17 protein-coding genes and 1 pseudogene are annotated in these 19,190 nt (G+C 36.0%); 14 read left to right on the forward strand and 4 right to left on the reverse strand.

Annotated features, from left to right (window positions below; genetic code table 11):
• Nucleotides 1–64: 64 nt before the first annotated feature.
• Complete coding sequence (locus BAOM_RS10325; protein WP_257467680.1) at nucleotides 65–406, forward strand: winged helix-turn-helix transcriptional regulator; 342 nt, start codon at nucleotides 65–67, stop codon at nucleotides 404–406.
• A 322-nt stretch (nucleotides 407–728) separates the two neighbouring features.
• The gene (locus BAOM_RS24345) at nucleotides 729–905 is read left to right on the forward strand and encodes a hypothetical protein (RefSeq protein ID WP_164853185.1); all 177 of its coding nucleotides are present in this window, start codon (nucleotides 729–731) and stop codon (nucleotides 903–905) included.
• 104 nt (nucleotides 906–1,009) lie between these two features.
• On the opposite strand, the gene BAOM_RS10330 is transcribed toward BAOM_RS24345, so the two are convergent.
• Both BAOM_RS10330 and BAOM_RS10335 read right to left on the reverse strand, forming a co-directional pair.
• Complete coding sequence (locus BAOM_RS10330) at nucleotides 1,010–1,267, reverse strand: hypothetical protein (protein ID WP_127760214.1); 258 nt, start codon at nucleotides 1,265–1,267, stop codon at nucleotides 1,010–1,012.
• A 187-nt stretch (nucleotides 1,268–1,454) separates the two neighbouring features.
• Entirely contained in the window at nucleotides 1,455–2,516 is a 1,062-nt protein-coding gene (locus BAOM_RS10335; RefSeq protein ID WP_127760215.1) for a tartrate dehydrogenase, read from the reverse strand.
• Between the two features lie 200 nt (nucleotides 2,517–2,716).
• Between BAOM_RS10335 and BAOM_RS10340 the strand changes: the two genes are divergently transcribed.
• The 6 genes from BAOM_RS10340 to BAOM_RS10365 all read left to right on the forward strand — a co-directional run bounded on the left by BAOM_RS10340 (nucleotide 2,717) and on the right by BAOM_RS10365 (nucleotide 10,366).
• Nucleotides 2,717–3,043 carry a YnfA family protein gene (locus tag BAOM_RS10340; RefSeq protein WP_127760216.1) on the forward strand — a complete coding sequence of 109 codons (327 nt, stop codon included), beginning with the start codon at nucleotides 2,717–2,719 and terminating at the stop codon, nucleotides 3,041–3,043.
• Between the two features lie 393 nt (nucleotides 3,044–3,436).
• Entirely contained in the window at nucleotides 3,437–4,804 is a 1,368-nt protein-coding gene (locus BAOM_RS10345) for a sigma-54 interaction domain-containing protein (RefSeq protein ID WP_180319832.1), read from the forward strand.
• A gap of 294 nt (nucleotides 4,805–5,098) precedes the next feature.
• The gene (locus tag BAOM_RS10350; protein WP_127760217.1) at nucleotides 5,099–6,652 is read left to right on the forward strand and encodes an acyl-CoA synthetase; all 1,554 of its coding nucleotides are present in this window, start codon (nucleotides 5,099–5,101) and stop codon (nucleotides 6,650–6,652) included.
• Nucleotides 6,653–6,736: 84 nt separating this feature from the next.
• Complete coding sequence (locus BAOM_RS10355; protein WP_127760218.1) at nucleotides 6,737–7,528, forward strand: enoyl-CoA hydratase; 792 nt, start codon at nucleotides 6,737–6,739, stop codon at nucleotides 7,526–7,528.
• Between the two features lie 200 nt (nucleotides 7,529–7,728).
• Nucleotides 7,729–9,186, forward strand: a complete 1,458-nt coding sequence (locus tag BAOM_RS10360) for a GntP family permease (RefSeq protein ID WP_127760219.1) — start codon at nucleotides 7,729–7,731, stop codon at nucleotides 9,184–9,186.
• Nucleotides 9,187–9,388: 202 nt separating this feature from the next.
• Nucleotides 9,389–10,366: a glycerophosphodiester phosphodiesterase family protein gene (locus tag BAOM_RS10365; RefSeq protein WP_127760220.1), complete on the forward strand. Its 978-nt coding sequence runs from the start codon at nucleotides 9,389–9,391 to the stop codon at nucleotides 10,364–10,366.
• A 463-nt stretch (nucleotides 10,367–10,829) separates the two neighbouring features.
• Here BAOM_RS10365 and BAOM_RS10370 read toward each other — a convergent pair whose 3' ends face one another.
• Nucleotides 10,830–11,945, reverse strand: a complete 1,116-nt coding sequence (locus BAOM_RS10370; protein WP_127760221.1) for an RNA-guided endonuclease InsQ/TnpB family protein — start codon at nucleotides 11,943–11,945, stop codon at nucleotides 10,830–10,832.
• Nucleotides 11,946–12,220: 275 nt separating this feature from the next.
• Here BAOM_RS10370 and BAOM_RS10375 point away from each other — a divergent pair, with 275 nt between their 5' ends.
• The 3 genes from BAOM_RS10375 to BAOM_RS25480 all read left to right on the forward strand — a co-directional run bounded on the left by BAOM_RS10375 (nucleotide 12,221) and on the right by BAOM_RS25480 (nucleotide 15,342).
• Nucleotides 12,221–13,471, forward strand: coding sequence for an erythromycin esterase family protein (locus BAOM_RS10375; protein ID WP_127760222.1), 1,251 nt, complete (start codon nucleotides 12,221–12,223; stop codon nucleotides 13,469–13,471).
• A gap of 402 nt (nucleotides 13,472–13,873) precedes the next feature.
• Nucleotides 13,874–14,551, forward strand: coding sequence for a C40 family peptidase (locus tag BAOM_RS10380; RefSeq protein ID WP_127760223.1), 678 nt, complete (start codon nucleotides 13,874–13,876; stop codon nucleotides 14,549–14,551).
• Between the two features lie 629 nt (nucleotides 14,552–15,180).
• Entirely contained in the window at nucleotides 15,181–15,342 is a 162-nt protein-coding gene (locus tag BAOM_RS25480; RefSeq protein ID WP_127762532.1) for a plastocyanin/azurin family copper-binding protein, read from the forward strand.
• Between the two features lie 271 nt (nucleotides 15,343–15,613).
• Here the strand turns inward: BAOM_RS25480 and BAOM_RS10390 are convergent, their stop codons facing one another.
• Entirely contained in the window at nucleotides 15,614–15,892 is a 279-nt protein-coding gene (locus BAOM_RS10390; protein WP_127762533.1) for a four-helix bundle copper-binding protein, read from the reverse strand.
• A gap of 193 nt (nucleotides 15,893–16,085) precedes the next feature.
• On the opposite strand from BAOM_RS10390, the gene BAOM_RS10395 reads away from it, so the two are divergent.
• From BAOM_RS10395 to BAOM_RS10405, 3 genes and pseudogenes are all read left to right on the forward strand, one after another.
• Nucleotides 16,086–17,471 (forward strand): HAMP domain-containing sensor histidine kinase, encoded by a 1,386-nt coding sequence (locus tag BAOM_RS10395; protein ID WP_306821304.1) that lies wholly within the window; start codon nucleotides 16,086–16,088, stop codon nucleotides 17,469–17,471.
• A pseudogene (locus BAOM_RS10400) lies at nucleotides 17,468–18,144 on the forward strand (response regulator transcription factor). The gene BAOM_RS10395 and the pseudogene BAOM_RS10400 overlap by 4 nt, the downstream one beginning before the upstream one ends.
• A 47-nt stretch (nucleotides 18,145–18,191) precedes the next feature.
• Nucleotides 18,192–19,112, forward strand: a complete 921-nt coding sequence (locus BAOM_RS10405) for a F510_1955 family glycosylhydrolase (RefSeq protein WP_127760226.1) — start codon at nucleotides 18,192–18,194, stop codon at nucleotides 19,110–19,112.
• Nucleotides 19,113–19,190: the final 78 nt, after the last annotated feature.

Raw genomic sequence — 19,190 nt, forward strand, 5'->3', positions numbered from 1 at the left:
GTCAATAAATATACATATATGATAAGATAAAAATAGATAAATGAAGATTAAATGGGGGAGTGTATTGAAGAAGTCTAACTGTGAAACTAAATTGGATGTTTGTAGTAACTACCATAGTACGATAGAATTTATCGGAAGAAAGTGGATGGGGATCATCATTTATACTTTAATGTCCGGACCAAAGCGGTATCATGAAATTCTTTCGGCGGTTCCAGGGATTTCAGATCGGCTTTTAACCAAACGACTAAATGAATTAGTTAACGCTAATATCGTAAACAAGCATTATCTTGATTCCTCTACAAAAAAAGTGGAGTATACACTAACTCCTAGTGGGATAGCATTAAAAGAAGTAATTGTCGCCATACATCATTGGATAGAAGTGTATGAATGGGAACAAAATAAGTAAATCAATCTGTATCGCTGTTCAATTCGATTGTATCTGCCCTTGACTTTAGTTAGTGTAGATTTATGAACAAACCCATTCTGGTTCTGTGGAGGCTTGAAATCTCTACAGGGCTTTTCTTTTATTAAATAATAAAAGAGTAGGATTAGATAAATGCATATCTATCATTGTTTAAGTTAGAATTTATATGTAAAATGAAGTGATAGCAGCAATGATAATTTAAATAAAACATATATAATGGAGCTTATTTTAAGCCGTTTATACATATAAACCACAATCATTAGAGAAAAACAACGTGGTATCAACAGAAGAAGGAGAGATTTAAATGAAAGATACAATCGTTCTAGGGCTTTATGTACTTGCTACAATATTAGCCTTACTATCGGCTATTATATATCCTTTAACAGGTATGAAAATCATTTTTAGTATAGCGACGGTATTATATGCTTGGATGAGCTATGCGTATTATTCTAAATATAAAAAAGGTAAGCAGAGAAAATAAGGAATTAGCGCTTTCATGGCTTATCATAACAAACAGGGTTGCCTTATAAGATAAGGCAACCCTGTTTGTTCTTTATTTTTCCTTTAGTTAGTCGCTGCAATGAATTAAAACAAGAATAATTCATGTTCCGTATAAAGAAATTCTACCTCATACCCTTTGTTGCGCAGAGAAGGGATTAAAGTGTGATGATACTTTTCCTTGTTAAGATCTTTAACGTAAATTTTGACCCCTGTACCTTTTCCTCTAATTTCACCAGTTAAAACGACTGTACCTATAGACTCTTCGATTTGTGCCTTAATAAAGTTCGAGTCATTCTCGAAATATTCATGGACTTCATATAAAAGAACGTTCATTTTCCCCATGCTTTTCCTCCTCTTTTTTGAGATATAATCAGCATTCCGTCCTTACTATATATTACCATATCATTAAATAAATATTCTGAAAATAAGCAATGAAATGTAAGCAATGATATAGAAGTTTATGTTTATAGTCGGTCAAGAAAAAAAGGACCTTCTAAGAGTCCTTTTCTTCAACTGTTATATCGCCATCTTATGAACGTGCTTTTAGTTTATTGATAATATGTTCAGTTACTTCCATTGTAGACGAAGTACCACCGATATCCGGAGTTTTTATGCCATCTTGGAGTACTTCTTCTATTGTGTCTAATAATAAAGTACCTAGCTCCTGCTCTCCGAAATGATCGAGCATCATTTTTCCTGTCCAAATTTGTCCAATTGGATTAGCAATTCCTTTGCCAACAATATCTGGCGCAGAACCATGAACAGGTTCAAACATGGATGGGAATTTTCCATTTAAATTAATATTGGCAGCAGGTGCAATTCCGATGCTTCCCATAATGGATGCACCAATATCGGTTAGAATGTCTCCAAACAAATTGCTTGCTACAATCACATCAAAGGTATGCGGTTTTGAAACAAAAAAAGCACTAAGAGCATCAATATGTATAGATTGTGTTTCGATATTGTCATACTTTCTTGAAACATCTTGAAAGACTTCATCCCAAAAAGGCATAGAATGAACAATTCCATTTGATTTTGTTGCACTTGTAACATGATCTTTTCTTGTTTTAGCTAGTTCAAACGCATAATCCATGGCACGCGTAATTCCTTTTCTAGTGAAAACAGCATTTTGAATCGCCATTTCATCTTCGCCGGAATGAATTCTTCCTCCAATCTCACTATATTCTCCTTCACTGTTTTCCCTTACTACAACGAAATCAAATTCTCGCGGGTTGGCGAGTGGAGAGACGATTCCTTTCATTTGTTTTGCAGGACGAACATTGATGACTTGTTCGAATTCTCTTCGGATATTAACAAGCAGTCCCCAAAGAGATACGTGATCTGCAACAAGTTTTGGATTTCCAACTGCTCCTAAAAAAACGGCATCACTTTGTTCTAATTGCTTTAAGCCATCTTTTGGCATCATTACACCGTGTTCGAGATAATATTCACAACTCCATGGGTATTCTTTATATGTAAAATTAAGCCCCCCATGAATATCGGCCAGCACATCTAAAACTTTAATGGCTTCTGGCATTACTTCTGTTCCAATTCCATCTCCAGGAATAACGGAAATCTCCCACTTTTTCATGTTGTATCCCCCTTGGATTCATACTATGTTTTGTCAAAATAGTTTATAAGCATATAATCCATTATACAAAACATTCCAATATTTTGTAGTATTAGACAATAAAAACGGGCGAAAATTTTCCATTTTTAAGAGTTTAGAAATAGAAGAATACGTTATGCTATTACTTGTATATCATTAAATGTTTGAAGGAAGTGAATGGAGTGTTTTATGCGATTGTATTATTTATACTAGCAGGTTTAGCGGAGATAGGCGGGGGATACCTTATCTGGTTATGGTTAAGAGAAGGAAAATCTGTTTATTGGGGAATCTTTGGTGGAATAGCATTGGCTTTATATGGTGTGATTGCTACATTTCAATCATTCCCATCGTTCGGCCGAGTGTACGCTGCCTATGGAGGAATATTTATCGTTCTTTCTGTATTGTGGGGGTGGGGGATTGGTAAAAAAACACCTGATTTATACGATTGGATAGGTGCATGTATATGCTTAGTTGGAGTTTCAGTGATGTTATTAGCCCCACGTCACTGACCACTTCCATGGCTAAAGCCGCTAAGGTTCTTTCCTCGCAAATATCGGACTTACTATCTTCCATAAGAAGAGGCAGAGGCGAGACTTGGGTCAGCAGCACTTGAGAGAAAAACAGTCTTGTTCCATACATACATTTCTTGTCAGGATTGTCGTGCAGTTCAGCTGCATCATCATTAAGCTGATACTAATGAGTACTTGCCAATCTATTTCTACAAAATAGTCAGTGTTCGTTGCGTATAGATTTTGAGGTTACATTTGTTCATATGCAAAGAAAATCTAAGTTCTGTATCGGAAAACCTAAACTTCCATAATATTGTAATTGTGCTATAGTTAACTATATTACTTTTATTTCCAATTTTAGTATAGAACACAAATTATAAAAAGGAGAGTACGATGATTACAGAACATTTTTTCAATAATAAGTTACTAGATATAGTATTTGAAAGTACATATTATGGCACCGTGATTGTTGATATTAATGGGAAAATCCAATATATAAGCAATAATTACTGTGAATTTTTAAAAATTGAACGGGAACTAGTGATTGGTGAGCATGTCACAAATGTGATTGAAAATACAAGAATGCATTTAGTAGTACAAACAGGTAAAGCTGAAATGGCTGACTTACATTTTCTTCATAACGATTTTGTTATTGCTAATCGAATCCCTATTATAAAAAATAATGAAATACTCGGTGCAATAGGAATTATTACTTTTCGAGATCTTGCTGATTGGAAGAGTATGAACAGCCATATTAACGAACTTTTAATCAATTATAAATTTTATCAAAAGGAATGGGAAATACCAGGCGGGATTAAGTATTCTTCACATGATTTAATTGGAAAATCACAAGAAATCCAACAATTAAAGGATTTTGTAAAAAGAGTCGCCATGGGGAATATATCTGTTTTAATTCGAGGAGAAAGTGGTACAGGTAAAGAAATTATTGCGCATAGCATTCATCAATTTAGCGGAAGAATGGATAAACCATTTGTAAAGGTGAATTGTGGAGCTATTCCGGAACAATTGATTGAATCAGAACTTTTTGGCTATGAGGCAGGTGCTTTTACTGGGGCAAAAAAGGGCGGAAAAATAGGAAAGTTTGAACTTGCAGATGGTGGAACAATTTTCTTGGACGAAATTGGTGATATGCCTTTGCATATGCAAGTTAAGTTATTAAGAGTTCTTCAGGAGAACGAATATGAGCCTGTAGGTTCGCTGTACCCTAAAAAAATAAATGTTCGGGTAATTGCAGCTACAAACCGTCCTTTAGAAAGATTGATTGAACAAAAACTTTTTCGTGAAGATTTATTTTACCGAATTAATGCAGTTCAATTATTCGTTCCTGCTTTACGTGATAGAACTGAAGATATTCCTGTACTTGTAAAGCATTTTCTAAAAAAGGCCGCAACTAAGATAGGAAAAAGAATTACTTCTATACACCCGGAAGTTCTGTCGTTAATTGAGCAATATGATTGGCCAGGAAATATAAGAGAATTAGAGAATGTAATTAATGCAGGGGTTCATCTATCAAGTAATGGAGAAATAAGAATAGATGATTTACCCCATTACTTGAAAAATTACAAGTTGGAAGCAGAGGAAAAAAGCTTAAAAGATATTGTAGAAGAAACAGAAAAGAAGGTAATTGAAAAAGCACTAAAGAAGTTTAATTTCGATAAAAACCGAGCAGCAGCAGCTCTTGGAATTGGGAATTCTACTATATATGATAAAATCAAGAAATATCAGATTCTAATCAAATAAAAATAAATCCGGGATTTCGGAATGCGCTCCGAAATCCCGGATTTATTTTTATTTCCGAATGAATATTGATTTTTCCTCGATAGATTAGGAAGAGATGCAATAAATCAGACCCTATCAATGGGTTACTTTCATCAATTATAGAAAGTTTTGCAGTAAAGACTTTCTGAGTTTATGGAAAAAATATCTAATTATTTAACGGTTTAATCCTGGAAATGTTGATACCATTAAATTACAAAAAATTGGCATAAATATTGCATTAAATATAGTTAATATAACGAAAGGGAGGGATTTTATTTGGATATTGGATTTTTCACAAGAAAAATGGCCAATGATTTAAATACGTTAAATCATAGAAAAGTAGCCATACAAGAAGAGATGGGAAAATCATGGACATATTCGGATCTTCACCGTATATCAAACTCCTATGCAAATAAGCTTTGTGAACTTGGGGTTGAAAAAGGAGACCGTGTCGGCATCTTGCTTCATAACTGTCTTGAATATTTCGGTCTTTATTTTGCTGTTGCAAAAATTGGAGCAATTGCTGTCCGACTTAATTTTCGGCTTTCAAGTGCTGAGCTTGAATATGCATTAAACGATTCGCAGACGAAAATAGTATGTTTTCATTCGAATTTATCTAAGCAGCTGGAAGGGATTGTGAATCAAGTTTCTGTTGAGCGTTTTATTTGCCTTGAGAATACCCAAGATGCTATCCCGCATTGGTCTGAACCATGGAGTATGTTAGAGAGCGGTTCGATAGAAGAAGTAAACGTGAGACATATTAAATTACACGATCCAGTTATGCTGATGTATACGTCTGGGACAACTGGAAGACCTAAAGGGGCGATTTGGACTCATGATACAACATATTGGTTCTCTGCAATACAAGCATTGAAATGGAAGTTTAATGGTCAGGAAGTTGGGATGACTACTGGTCCACTCTATCATGTTGGAGCTATGGAAGATATCGCCCTTCCGATTCTAATGATGGGTGGGACGGTTATTATTACGAAGAGCCAAGGTTTCGAGATTGGAAGGATTCTATCCGTAATAGAGAATGAAAATGTAACTGATTGTTTTTTATTTCCATTTATGATTTATGAAATGTTAAATATGCCTAATCTAGATCATTATAATTTGAAAGCTTTAAAAACAATTTATACCGGTGGTGACCCGCTCATGCCATGGGCGCTCGAACAATTGAAAATGAAGTTTCCGCACCTTGGAGTTGTTCAAGTATACGGTTTAACGGAAGGTCAACCAATTGCGGCTGCGCTCGATCCAGAAGATAATTTTACGAAGGGTCATACTGTTGGAAAGCCAATGCCTCTTACAGAAATTAATATTATTGATGATAATGGAATGCCTCTTGCTGTTGGTGAAATTGGTGAAATTGCAATTAAAAGCCCGGGTGTTTCAGAGGGGTATTGGAGGAGACCTGATGCAACAATGGAAACATTTGTTGAAGGTTGGTGTAAAACGGGAGATTTAGGAGTATTCGATGAAGATGGGTATCTATCAATAGTAGGAAGAAAAAAGGATATGATTCGAAGCGGCGGTGAAAATATTTATGCAGCGGAAATTGAAGATGTTTTATACCGCCATCCGGATGTGAAGGAAGTTTCTATAATTGGTGTTCCTGATCCAAAATACATTGAAGCTGTATGTGCGGTAATTGTTAAGAAAGAAGGAGCTACCCTAACGGAAGAGGATGTAGTTGAATTTTGTAAAAAACACCTAGCAAGTTATAAGAAACCTAGAGAAGTCAAATTTGTTAATGAAATACCGCGCACCCCTTCAGGAAAGGTTCAAAAGTATGTTTTACGAAATCAGTATAGTGGTATAAATTAAACCCCATATTTCAGTAGATAAGCAGAGAAATACTTATATAGTAGATTGATGTTTACATTTAAAAGAAAGTTGGTGTGGAGTCCAATGAATAAAATTCAAGTTGTATCATGGTCGAAGCAGAGTCAGATAGCAAAAATCGTGATTGATAATCCACCTGTAAATGTATTTAGTGCTGACGTTATTGAACAATTGACACTTATATTAGATGAAATTGAAAACGATTCGGAAATTAAAGTTGTACTTATTACAGGTCAAGGAGAAAAGGCTTTTGTTGCTGGTGGAGATATAAAGAGCTTTCCAGAATGGATGGGAAAAGGGGTGGAAGAAGGAAAGCAAAAATCACTTTGGCTTCAGGAACCTCTTAACAAGATTGAACGTTTATCTCAACCAACGATTGCTGCAATTAACGGCGTGGCGCTAGGCGGAGGATGTGAACTAGCTTTATCGTGTGATATTCGAATAGCGGAGGAGCAAATTCAAATTGGCCTTCCTGAAATTAAATTGGGGTTATTTCCAGGAGCTGGGGGTACCCAAAGGCTTTCACGATTAGTTGGAAAAGCGAAAGCAAAAGAAATGATTTTTACTGGTCAGCCGCTCTCTGCAGAAGAGGCAAAACAAATTGGACTAGTTAATCATGTTGTTCCTAAAGGAAAATCTTTAGAAAAAGCATTGGAACTAGCAGAATGTATAAGCAATTTTTCATTGCCGGCTCTTTCTTTTGCGAAGCACTCTCTTGATGGTGGCTATGAACAACAACTTCATGAAGGCTTAGTTACGGAAGCTGAGTATTTTGGTCATGTTTTGCAAACAAAGGATGTAAAAGAAGGGGTTGAAGCCTTTATCCAGAAGCGGAAACCAAAATTTATAGATAAGTAATCATAGAAAACAATCTTAAGTGAGTACATAAGGGAATGTATGAAAATTTTGATGAACAAAAAGAGTGCAGAATAAAAGGACTTTCTGTATGTTCATTCTCAAGAAAGAATACAGATGCTTCCTTCTTCTTTAGGCAGGTCATCGCAGCACATTGATTATATCTAGAGAGGCCTTATATAACTGTAAAAGGAGATTGATTTATGGACCTTATTATTATTCTAGCAGCTCTAGGGCTACTCATATTTGGCGCTTATAGAGGCTATTCTGTTATTATTTTGGCTCCAATATGTGCATTGTTAGCTGTATTCTTCACTGAACCAAGTCATGTGTTACCATTCTTCTCTAATATTTTTATGGAAAAGTTAGTTGGCTTTGTAAAACTATATTTTCCTGTTTTCTTACTTGGTGCTATTTTTGGTAAAGTAATTGAGATTACTGGAATCGCTGAGAGAATAGCTAAGGTTATTGTTCGGTTTATTGGGGCTAAACAAGCCATTCTGACTGTCGTGCTAATGGGTGCTATTCTTACCTACAGTGGGGTTAGCTTATTTGTAGCTGTGTTTGCTATTTATCCTTTTGCAGCTCAATTGTTCCGCGAGGCAAATATTCCAAAACGACTCATTCCAGCGACTATTGCATTTAGTGCTTTTACTTTCTCGATGGATGCCATTCCAGGATCACCGCAGATTCAGAATGTTATTCCAACAAGTTTCTTTGGTACCGATATCTATGCTGCTCCAATACTTGGAATGATTGGTGCAGTGTTCATTTTCGGTCTCGGTATGTGGTATTTAGAGAGCCGTCGACGTAAGGCAGCTGCGAATGGGGAAGGGTATTATGGAATCGGAAAAAATGCAATCAATGAGATGGCAGCCGCTAGTGAAGCAGCGGATATTCATGAAGCGAAGTCTGCGCCTGCCACTCAACTTTCAGATGGAAAGATAAAGGCGAAAGATTGGCTTGCTTTTCTGCCGCTCGTATTGGTAGGTGTTATGAATAAGTTTTTCACCACCTACATTCCTAAATGGTATGAAAATGGATTTGATTTTGCGAAAATTGGATTAGAGAGTTTTGGAACGGTTAACTTAAATCAGAATCTTGGTATTTGGTCAGTTGTAATGGCGCTTCTTGTAGGGATTGTAACGGCCATTGCTCTAAACGTTCAGGAGGTTAAAAAGAATTTCCAGGAAAGCATGAGTGTTGGGATAAGCGGGGCCTTGCTTGCTACAATGAATACCGCATCTGAATTTGGATTTGGAGGAGTTATCGCAGCTTTACCTGGGTTTGCCATCGTTCAAAATGCCCTTTCTTCAACTTTTACCAACCCGCTAGTAAATGGGGCGGTATCGACAAATATTCTTGCAGGAATGACGGGATCTGGATCTGGAGGAATAAGTCTTGTATTAGGTGTAATGGCGGAGAAGTATGTAGAGGCAGCTAATGCCGCTAACATTCCATTAGAAGTCATGCACCGCGTAATGTCTATGGCAGCCGGTGGAATGGATACGCTTCCACATAACGGTGCTGTTATCACTTTACTTGTAGTTTGCGGCTTAACACATCGTCAAGCTTACAAAGATATTTTTGCTATAACGATTATTAAATCTTTTGCAGCTTTCTTCATCATCGGTGTTTATATGCTGACTGGCCTTATCTAAAAAACGAATGAAGTTTGCTGTGATTTCAAAAACCTAACGAAATCACTTTAATTAAAAAGGTATAATCTCCTCAGAAATATAGAGGGATTATACCTTTTTAATGTTAGAAAAGCTTATATAGAGTTTCGTAACGATGCAAGCGAAGGGTACCCATGCTAAACTATAAAAGTTCATCATTACATATAAAAAAATTGGAGAAGTTATGAAGAAAATTAAAATATTTATAAAAAGATTTGTCCTATTTTTATTCATTTTAGTAGTATTCATGTACGTAAATAATACCTCCTTATTTACTAAAACGACAGATGAAGCCCCTCTATTGTTAGCACATAGAGGAATGGCTCAAACATTCCATATGGAAGGAATTACAGGTGACACATGTACGGCAGAAAGGATTTATGAGCCGGAACATCCTTATCTAGAGAATACGATTCCGTCTATGGAAGCAGCCTTTGGAGCGGGTGCTGATATCGTTGAATTTGATGTCCAACCTACAAAAGATGGTCAGTTTGCTGTTTTCCATGATTGGACACTTGAATGCCGGACAGATGGAAAAGGAGTAACAAGGGAACATACTATGCAGGAATTGAAGTCTCTGGACATCGGATATGGATACACGGCTGATAATGGAAAAAGCTATCCGTTCCGTGGCAAAGGAGTAGGGCTTATGCCGTCCCTTGAAGAAGTGCTGTCTTATTTTCCAGATGAATCGTTTTTAATTCATATTAAAAGTGATGACCCAGCAGAAGGAAAACAACTGGCTCATGCTCTTTCTACATTATCAAAAGAACGTTTAAGTCAATTAACGGTTTATGGTGGAGATCAACCTATTCAAGCATTAAAAGAAAGTCTTCCAGAACTTCGGGTTATGTCCATGGCTACGATGAAAAGTTGTATGCTTCCTTATATCGCGGCAGGATGGACGGGATATGTTCCTGATGCTTGTCAAAATACACAAATTCACATTCCAGAGACATATGCTTCGTGGATGTGGGGATGGCCGGATAAATTTATCAAACGATTAGAAAATGTAGATACTCGAGTATTTATTGTTGCAGGTGATGGAGGATGGTCAGAGGGTTTTGATACAGCGGAGGATGTTAGGCGTCTTCCAGCTAACTATTCTGGCGGTGTTTGGACCAATAGAATTGATGTAGTTGCTCCTATCTTACAACAATAAATATGCTTTTGTAGTGGAACTTTTATAAACTGAGCGGTTTTAGCGCTCAGTTTATTTTCGGTTTATTATTTTTTAACATAATGTAATATCAGTCATGTAACTTTTGGAATTTTAACCAGTTTATATATTGATATAATGAAAGATAAGATATTATTCCATATTCAACCTGATATACATATCAAAGTCAGCTACATTCCATTTAAATGGGTGTTTTCTTTTGGAAACGGTTTATGAAGTTATCTTGCTTTTATTCATTAGATGGAACATTTAGTCAACAACCCGCCACTTAACGACCTTACGGTCTGTTTGAAGTGGGGGCTTGCGTCTGTCAGAGTTTGACAGTGCTTCTACCCTCATAGAGAGCAACTACGCTTGTTCCTACCCAGTAGTACGAACGAGCAATGCTCTCCTACCTTAGTGTGATGGAACATAAGGACGGTTGACTTCGCCCCTACCACAAGAGTTATACTCCTGTGGCAACTACACCAATATGTTCAGTTCCTTTACGGTGTAGATTCATAGCACCAATACGGTCATCATTTGATTGGTATTGGCAATTTTTGCACTTAAAAGTGTGTAGCTTTTTATTACGATTTGCTTTTTCAATATGTCCACATTTGGGGCAAGTTTGAGAAGTATATTTTGGGTCTACCACAATCACCTTCTGTCCGTTCAATTCAGCTTTATACTCAAGCATTTGACGGAATTGGTAGAAAGTCCAAGACACCGAAACATAGCTGTTTTTTACTCGTACTTTTTCAGTGGCAGTGCGAACACCTGTCAAATCTTCTAAAACAAACATAGTACCTCTAGGGTATTTATCAACGAGTGCCTTTGTAATTTGATGGTTTACATCATTTACATAACCGTTTTCTCTTGAACCAATTTGTTTTAGTTTCTTACGAGCAGATGGTGTTTGTCGCATTTGGAGTTGTTTGCGAGTAGCTTTAAACTTACCACGCTTATGCTTGACAATGTTGCTATTATAGAAAGTGGTTTTACCTTGACTATCATAAGTAGTAGCAAGAAAGTTAATTCCTAAGTCAATACCGACAGTACTATTTACATCTGCTAGGCCTAATACTTGGTACTCTTTTGTCATCGGGATATGCAAGAACCACTTCTTGTACTTATGCACTAATTTAGCAGTGCCAAATTTCCAAGTACCATTGAAGTATTTCTTCATAGCCTTACGTTCATAATTTAGCTTTAGACGACCATCCAGTGTATTTACGCTAAATTGATTTTTAGTTAGTGAGTAATCACGATTCCATACAAGGTCATATTCAGGAAATTTAAATTCAATCAAAGACCATTCATGTCCATTCGATTTAGCTGACTTGTAACGAGCGATTACGGTTTTCATCACGGATTGAGCCATTTGACTTTTTAGTCCAAATTGATTTCGTAAATCAGAATAATACAAGTTATTAAGACTTGTTTGGTTTAGGTTTTTTGTTTCAAATATTTGTTTCGATAACCAATTACAAGCTTTGCGATAAGCACTAGTCGTTATCCTTAAACTTTGAGCTTGATTATCGGAAACATAGATTTGTATTTTTGCAGTAATGGTAGACATTATTTTCACACCACCTTCTACTAACCAAATTATACCAATTTTTTAGTTAAAGTAAATAACTTAAACAGAGGAAGGAGGAGGTAAGGCGGAAGTTTCAGATACTTGATATGGCACAAAATCTTACGATTTTCACCGTACCATACCGTATCTGACGGCAATTCCTCCCCCACTTATCGTTGGGCTAACGCCCTTCACACGACTAAAGTAGGGGTATCCTTGCCGATTTTAGATAAAGTCACTTAAATCCGTTCATACTAAAGAAGAGGTGAGCGGAATTGTTAAAAACAAGTCAATTAATAGACGAAATTCAGAATTATGGTGTTAAATTTTCAAGTCCAACAGAACTTCAGCCTTTGATTAACGCAGCAAGTCATGCTAAATATGTTTTGCTTGGTGAAGCAAGTCATGGTACGAGTGAGTTTTATACGATTCGTACTGAATTAACAAAACAGCTTATTCAAGAACATCAATTTTCTTTTGTCGCTGTGGAAGGAGATTGGCCAGCTTGTTATGAAGTAAATCGTTATGTAAAAGGATTGGCTCCCGAATATCAAAGTGCGGAAGATGTGTTGAAAAAATCGTTTAACCGCTGGCCAAGTTGGATGTGGGCTAATCATGAAATTGTGAATCTTATTGATTGGTTACATTCGTATAACCAAACACAAACAGAGAAAAAAGTAGGGTTTTATGGCCTTGATGTGTATAGTTTATGGGAATCTATGGAGGCAATCGTAGACTACTTAAAAAAAATCAAGTCGCCCGATCTGCAAAAAGCATTAAATGCTATTGACTGTTTTGATCCATATAAACGTAAGCCAGAAATGTATGGAATTTCTTCTGCGTTTTATGGGGAAGATTGCATGAGCGAAATTCTCGAGCTACTAAATACGATAAAAGAAAATAAAAGTATTCCTACCGAAGATCCTGAAGCAGCCCTTAATATGAATATTAATGCGATTGTTGCGAACAACGCTGAGCATTATTATCATACGATGGTGACAAATAATAATGAATCTTGGAATATTCGGGATCGTCATATGGTCGAAGCCCTGCACCATATCGGAAATTTTTATGGTACAGCGGCAAAAGGAATCATTTGGGAACATAACACACATATTGGTGATGCTCGAGCTACGGATATGGCTGATGAAGGAATGGTTAACGTAGGTCAATTAACTCGAGAAAAATATAAACAAAACAATGTATATGCGATTGGTTTTGGTACATATCAAGGTACCGTTATCGCTGCAAAGAGATGGGGAGACCCTGCTGAGGTCATGACTGTTCCAAAAGGTACGGAAGGAAGTTGGGAAGAAGTGATGCACAACGCTGGTGATTTCAATCAATATTTGCTCTTTACAGAAGAAAACAAGCATTTATTTCGCAATGTAATTGGGCACCGGGCGATTGGTGTTGTCTATAATCCTGCTCATGAGCATTACGGAAATTATGTGCCTTCTCGTTTGTCTGAACGATATGATGCGTTTATTCATATTGATGAGACAAAAGCATTAACACTTTTATGAGAGAATAAGGGTTAGAAAAAAGCTATTGAGTGATGTCATCAGTATAAATGAATTTGTCTATGGAATTTAAGTACGTTAAAAATGCTCAAAATTGAAACCTCTGTGGTTTTGAAATAAAGTCACGATGTTTATAAAAAGATAAACCGAAATACCTTATCTTAATAAAGAAGGGAGTTCGGTTTTTCTTATTGTACTAACTTGGCAAGTTAATACAATAGGGAAAATTCAGGTTGATTAGGGAGGACAATAAAAAGGCAAAAGTAGTATTAAGAATATTTTTTCGAATAATGTCTCTTCTCCGCACTTTTTGCACATTTTTGTAATGTTCTTGTTATATGAATTAAATACGGGTGTTACTTTAACGTGGTAATATGTGAAAAAAGAGGGTTCGGGGGAAAGAATATGAAAAAAATTATCGCAGCATTTGTTGTGACAGGGTTAATGCTTTCAAACCCGCTTGTGAGTGAAGCAGCATTAGGGGATAGAACACTAAAAAGTGGAATGACTCATACTGAAGTAAAACAATTACAACAAGTTTTAAAAAGCAAAGGCTACTTTACAAATAAAAAAACGACTACCTATTTTGGAACAGTTACAAAAAAAGCAGTAGTGAAGTTCCAAAAAGCTAAAGGTTTAAAAGCAGATGGCATTGTAGGTGCTAAAACATATAAAGCGTTAGGTATTAAAAAGCAAACAGTAAAAACTGCCAGCGTGGGAGGAAGTTCTTCAACCGAGTTAGTAAAAGAGGCTAAAAAATATGTAAATGTACCGTATGTCTGGGGAGGGAGTACACCAAAAGGATTTGATTGTAGTGGGTTTTTACAGTATGTATTTAAAGAAAGCTCAAACACTACTCTACCAAGAACCGTTGCGGAGATTTATAAAGAGGGAACAAAGGTTTCGACTCCAAAAGTTGGCGATGTAGTTTTCTTTGAAACTTATAAACCGGGTGCTTCACATGCAGGTATATACATAGGAAATGATCAATTTATTCATAGTTCTTCATCAAAAGGTGTGAGTATTACCTCTATGAATAATAGTTATTGGAAAGAAAGATATTTAGGAGCTAAAAGAATGTAGTAGTGAAAAAGCTGATTTTATGATCAGCTTTTTTGTTGTTTAAGTGAATTCAAGCTATTGATTTTCCTTTTGTAACAATTAACTGCCTTTTGTTATCTATCTTCTAGCACACTACTATAATATAAGTCTATTCACTTTTATGTATAAATCAAATAATCCAATATCTATTTTAAATTAAAACAATAAATAAACTAGAAAGAATCTTTAAAAAACAAACCTTGAAATGAAACTCAGTTTATAAAATAATGTGCATTCTTCTTCTCGTAATTTAATCTTTGTTGATGAGAGATTCTAAAGTTGTAGCTTATACATATATGTTATATGGGAGGCTGATAATCTATGAGAAGGAAAACTACAGAAAAAAAGATCGTGATTACTTATTTCAGCATAATCAATATAATATTTGTAGGAATGCTGCTAACTTTCTCTCTAATAGCTATACTAGTATCTTTTCCGTTTAGCCTATCCTCCAAAAATATTCAGAACTTTTTAAATCACTCTTCTATAAAAAATCCAGTATTAATCATGATGTTAAACAGTGAAAATCATTACTTTTATACCCAACAAAGTAAGAGTTTCCCTTCACTTTCCGATATAATATTTGAATCAACAACAAATGTTAAAATCATATAGATAAGCAACATGGGAAATATAATTTTCATGTTCATGCTCAAGCGAAGCAGTCAGCAAAGGCAAAAATAAGTTCCCTTCCGACAGGAAAATACGTATTTTATTGTACTATTCCTGGTCACAAGGAAGCTGGAATGGTTGGAAATCTTGAAGTGTTATAGCTTGTGAAATGAAGGAAAGTAAACGGCAATTTTAAATGTATCTTTTGGTCTTCACTCCATAGACTATCAAATTCCACTCTAGTATTCTTCCTACAATCCTATAATCCTTAATATAGGTAGAAGAGAAAATTGGAAGGTTATAAAAAAGGACTAATTTTGAAAAGTGCAGGGTTCTATAGGTCAAAATAAACAAACCCATCTCATATTTAAGCTTGAGATGGGTTTATCACCAGTCGGACTGCAGTTTATATGGCACAGAGTCTCTGTTAACTTAAGAAGCCTTACGGCAAGCTTCCGTGCATCTAAAGCATGATTCCGCGCACATTTGGCAATGTTCATGATTGTGCTTTTTGCACTCATCTCCACAGGCTTCACAAATATCTGCACAAAGCTGGCAAATTTGTTCGGCAAAAGGACTATTGGATTGCATCGCTTTAGCAGCTAGTGCACAAATGTCCGCGCATTCCCTATCGAATCTAATACAAGAGGCCATCATTTTTACGTCTTCCGATTTAAGACATGCATCATAGCATGTGTTACAAGCTTCCATGCATTCTAAGCATACTTTAATACATTCTTCAGATGTTGAATTCAACTGAAGCCCTCCTAAGTAACTTTTCGAACATCTACATTCTACCCATCCCTTCTCATATAAAACTAATTTTTAAAAACTCCATAAAAACTGCACATTTTTTTGATAATTTTCCATTATGATATGATGGTGACAGTACTTAGGAAAAGCGGTGATTATCTTGAATAAAATATCCCTGAAATTCGGTCTCTGGTTTTTAGGTGCTATGCTTATTCTTGAAGTGTGCTTATTCTTTTTTCTACATACAAGCATTGTAGGTTCCAGAATAGAAGAAGAATTAAACGCACTACAGGCAAGAGGTAATAGTCATAGAGACGTACTTGAAATTTCCTATAATGAAGAGACTTTGCATCACATTGCTGTAATGGAAGCAAATGCTGATACAGAAGTCATTATCACTGATTTAAATCAAAATATTATTATTTCATCTTCAAAATTAGATAATGAAGAGCAAAGAATTATATCAAAAAAAATAAAGAAGGTACCTCGTGCTGGAATGATACTGGAAAACAGATGGAAAAGTGAAAAATATATTTCCACGGTAACCCCTTTTTTAATAAACAAAAATCAACAAGGATATGTCTACATGTTCCGAAGTACGGATCAGATTCAAAGTTTAATTTCAAAGTTGAACGGTCACTTTATCACCGGGGCTATCATGATTCTTTCCTTAATGATTATAACGATTCTGTTATTATCCAAAGTACTGATAACCCCTCTTATTAGGATGAAGCAAGCTACGGAAAAGCTTAGTAGGGGGGATTTTTCAGTCAATCTGCCAGACATGGGGAATGATGAGCTAGGAGAGTTATCCTGTGCGATAAAAACTCTTGGCAAAGAATTAAAACATCTAAAAGAGGAAAGAAGTGAGTTTTTAGCTAGCATCTCTCATGAGTTACGAACTCCTCTGACCTATATCAAAGGCTATGCGGATGTGTCGAGACGTAAAGATTTAGATCAAACAGAGCGAGAGCAGTATCTTGATATTATTTACGAAGAATCTGAAAAGTTGTCTGATATGATAAAGGATTTATTTGACTTAGCTAAATTAGATAGGAACACCTTTGTTATTAATTTTATGAAAGTCGAGCTTTGTTCTTTTTTATTATCTATCTATGAAAAGATACTTCCTGCGTTCAAGGAAAAAGGGATGGATTTGAAAGTATACTGTCACAAAAACGTACATATCATGATTGATCCTATGAGATTTGAACAAGTGCTTTTTAACTTGCTAGATAATGCTATCAAGTATTCTGAACCTCATACCAAAACATGTATTTTTGTAAGGCGGGAAAAGGGGAAGGTATTGATGGAAATAAAGGATGAGGGAGATGGGATACCTGAAGAGGATCTTCCTTTTATATTTGAGCGCTTTTATAGAATAGATAAGTCCCGGTCGAGAGGTACCGGAGGCACAGGTTTAGGTTTATCCATTGTCAAGGAACTTATTGAAGCTCATGGGGGTCACATTGAGGTGAAAAGTGAACCGGGTAAGGGAACAGCCTTCTTAATTACAGTAGAGGAGATGATAGAATGAAAACCTTATTGCTTGTAGATGATGAAGCAAGGATGCTTGATTTATTAAATATATACTTATCACCCACTTATCATTGTATCCAATTAAAATCGGGTCAAGAAGCCGTGGACTATATGAAACATTCCTATGCAGATTTAATTTTATTAGATGTGATGATGCCAAATTTGGATGGGTGGAGTACATGCAGTCGCATAAGAGAATTCTCCAATATCCCCATTATTATGCTGACGGCTAGAAATGAAAAATCAGATGTAGTTAAGGGCTTAAAATTAGGTGCGGACGATTATGTAACAAAACCATTTGATGAAGAGGAATTACTGGCCCGAATAGATGCCCTCTTCAGGAGAATGGATAATGAAGACACGATGGCCGTTTATTTCAAGGGATTGCGGTGGGACGAGGAATCTTTTGAATTGACATATGAAGAACAGCGGATTCAACTCACTCCAAAAGAGTTTTCCTTACTCGGATTATTATTGAAAAATCCAAATAAAGTCTTTTCGCGGGCACATTTACTGGAGATTATCTGGGGGAATAAGGCCTTTACCGAAGACAGGACCATTGATTCTCATGTCCGAAATATTCGTGATAAACTCAGACAAGCAAACTTTCCTATTGATCAGTACCTTTCAACTGTTTGGGGGTAGGGTATAAGTGGGTAACTAAGGAATAACTATTTCTTTAATTTAAAAAATACATTAAGACAGGAGAGAATGAATATTGAAACGTTTTAAATGGAGCTTATTTTCTCTCATATCTCTGCTGTTACTTTTAGCTGCATGCTCAAATGATGAGTCAAAGCAGTATTTTGTAAAAGCAGAGAATGAAAAAATTGAACATATCCATGGAGCAGGGTACTGGGGTGAAGAAGGAACCCCAGTTATAGCAACACATGGCGGGCCATTTGAATATCGAGGCGAAGTCTGGTACAAAACCACACGGAACAACCATGACTACATGGGGTTTCAAACGACCAAAGACGGATTTTATTCAAGTGGGCATCCTGAAAAGGGATCAGATTTGAAAAATCCTCTAGGGCTGGTCAAAAGTACTGATAAAGGGGAAAATCTGGACAAACTCGCTTTCTACGGAGAGGTGGATTTTCATTACTTAGGAGCCAGTTATGAGACTGGAACTGTCTATGTGTATAATGAAGTACAAAATCCCAAAATAGGAACAGGCTTTTTTTACTCCAAAAATAAGGGGAAAGACTGGACACAACTAGAGCTAAACGGGATGCTTGCTTCTTCCATTAGGGGCTTTGATGTTCATCCATCAAAGGATAATATCATTGCAATTTATGGAGAAGAAGGAATGTTTTTATCTGAAAATTATGGCAAGGATTTTTCCCTTATCCCAACTAAAGGAGTGGTAACCTCATTAACCTTTAAAAACGATTCCATAATTCATTCCATGGTTGAAGATAATAAAGTAAGCCTTCATGAAACAAATTTGAGTAACAATCAGGGTACTATCCTAGCAGCTCCTTCTTTGAATAACGAAAACATCCCTATTTATTTAGAGGTCAATCCCTTAACTGAGGATGAAATGATGATGGTAACCACAAAGAATGATGTTTATGTTAGTGAAGGCCAGGAGGCAAAGTGGAATAAAATCTTATCAAATGGGGAAATGGAGTAAAGAATTCTTTTTCCCTTTCTCGAGCTTACTCCATAATTTCTGCATATTCTTTTGGTATGATATTGGAAAATGTTAAAG

It is taken from the genome of Peribacillus asahii (genome assembly GCF_004006295.1).
In the GTDB taxonomy this organism is placed as follows: Bacteria; Bacillota; Bacilli; order Bacillales; family DSM-1321; genus Peribacillus; species Peribacillus asahii_A.